Raw genomic sequence first — 1962 nt, 5'->3', positions numbered from 1 at the left:
TCTGGATCGGATTGATCGTTCCTCCGACGAATGGCTGACACGAAATTCGTTAGAATTGCGTAAGCCCAATTCCCCCTGTTCGGAGACAACCATGAGATCCCGCAAGACTTTGTGCTCGATCACAGCCTGTTGGCTGTGTTGGACGGTTTCGTTGCTGCCGTCGACTTCATCGGCGCAAACCGCCGAAAAGCTTTCCAATCAGTACATCCCCGATGATGCGGTCGCCGCCGGATTCCTCTCTCCGCGTCAAATGCTGACCTCTCCGGAGTGGAAATTGGCACCGATCGAAGTCGCGCAAGCCGCGGGCATGCAGTATGTCGGCGTCGACCCGCTGAATATCGACGACATTAAAGTCATCGTCGGCATGCCCGGCCCGATGGGCCCGCAGGCCGGCGCGGTGTTTGAGCTGAACGTGGACACCGCCATCGGCCAACTGAACCCGATGATTCTGAACGAATTTGAAGCGAAAGAAGTCGACGGACTCGAGGTCTACGAAAGCCGACGTCCGCCGATCGTTCGGCTTCATCAAGCCGGGCCACGCACGATTCTGGTCGGCAGCGGCGGCTACCTGACGAAAATGCTTGCCGCCGGTGAAGGTGGAACCGGCCAAGTGCCAACTCTGGTTTCACGGATTCCGCGTCGAGATGGCGTGACGCTGGTCGCCGGCATGCAGCAGATCCGCCCTCTGGTGACCGGCATGCTGCAACAAAATGCCGGGCAATTGCCGCCGCAGCTCAAGGGGCTGACGGAGATCGGCGAACTGGCCGATGCGTTGTACGTCAACATGGACTACGCACCGATGTCCGGATCGTTGATGATCTCGGCGATCGGACGCGACGAAGATTCCGCGGCCAAGCTGGAGGAAACGCTGAATCAGGCGATCGATTTCGGACGCATGATGGCAACATCCGAAATGATGAACAACGTCCGAGGCGACGATCCGGTCAATCAGGCGATGGCAAAGTACATCGAACGTTTGGGCACCGAAATCTCCGCGATGCTTCGTCCTGAACGCAGGGAGAAAATCGTCACGATGAAACTTTCCGGCAACGTGGGTACCACCGGCGTGCTGGTCGGGTTGCTGTTGCCCGCCGTCCAAGCCTCACGTGAAGCGGCGCGACGGATGCAAGCCAGCAACGAGCTGAAGCAGATCGGTTTGGCGATGCATAACTATCACTCCGCGTTCCGAAAGCTTCCCGATCGCGCGATCCGAGACGAAAACGGCAAGCCCCTGCTCAGTTGGCGCGTCGCCATCCTGCCCTTCATTGAACAGCAGCAACTTTATGAGCAGTTCCATCTCGATGAGCCCTGGGATAGTCCCCACAACCGGCCCCTGCTGGATCAGATGCCGAGCGTCTACGCCGATCCCAGTGCGATCGTGCCACCGGGACATACCGTGTTTCAGGTTCCCCACGGTGACGGGTTGTTGTTCCATGATTCCGGCCCAACCGCGTTCCGTGACGTGATCGATGGCCTGTCCAATACGATCATGGTGATCGAAAGCAGTCGGGAGGCGGCGGTGCCGTGGACCAAACCGGTCGACATGGAATTTGACCTTGCCGACCCGCTGGCCAAAACGGGTGGCAACCGGCCGGGAGGGTTTCACGTGCTGATGGGCGATGGCGCAGTTAGGTTTATTGCCAATTCGATCGACCCCGAAACGTTTAAGAAACTGCTGACAAGTGCCGGATCCGAACCGATCGAGTTTTAGCGTGTTGTCCTGCGCAGCTGCGTTGGACGAACCAGGTGGGATTCCATGGACCGTGACAACCCGACACGAATCCGCGACATCGCGACCCGTTGGAGTTTGATCCGCAAGGCGCACGCCGGTGACGACACGTCCGCAACATCGGCGCGCCACGCCCTGGTCGACCGCTACTGCGGGGCGGCGTGGCGCTATTTGCTCGCCGTCACCGGCAACGAACAAATTGCCGAGGAGCTGTTTCAAGAGCTGGCACTGCG

The 1962-nt window shown here is 59.2% G+C and carries 1 protein-coding gene and 1 pseudogene; both read left to right on the top strand.

The features are described 5' to 3' along the window. Positions 1-91 precede the first annotated feature (91 nt). Positions 92-1711, top strand: coding sequence for a DUF1559 domain-containing protein (locus tag ABX749_RS31150; protein WP_372899465.1), 1620 nt, complete (start codon positions 92-94; stop codon positions 1709-1711). A 45-nt stretch (positions 1712-1756) separates the two neighbouring features. After that, positions 1757-1962 (top strand): annotated as a pseudogene (locus ABX749_RS31145) (hypothetical protein); the annotation flags it as partial.

Origin of the sequence: Stieleria sp. (genome assembly GCF_041595215.1) — a bacterium.
GTDB lineage: Bacteria > Planctomycetota > Planctomycetia > Pirellulales > Pirellulaceae > Stieleria > Stieleria magnilauensis.
The sequence above is the reverse complement of the archived record's forward strand: the minus strand, read 5'-3'. Positions and strand labels throughout refer to the sequence as shown.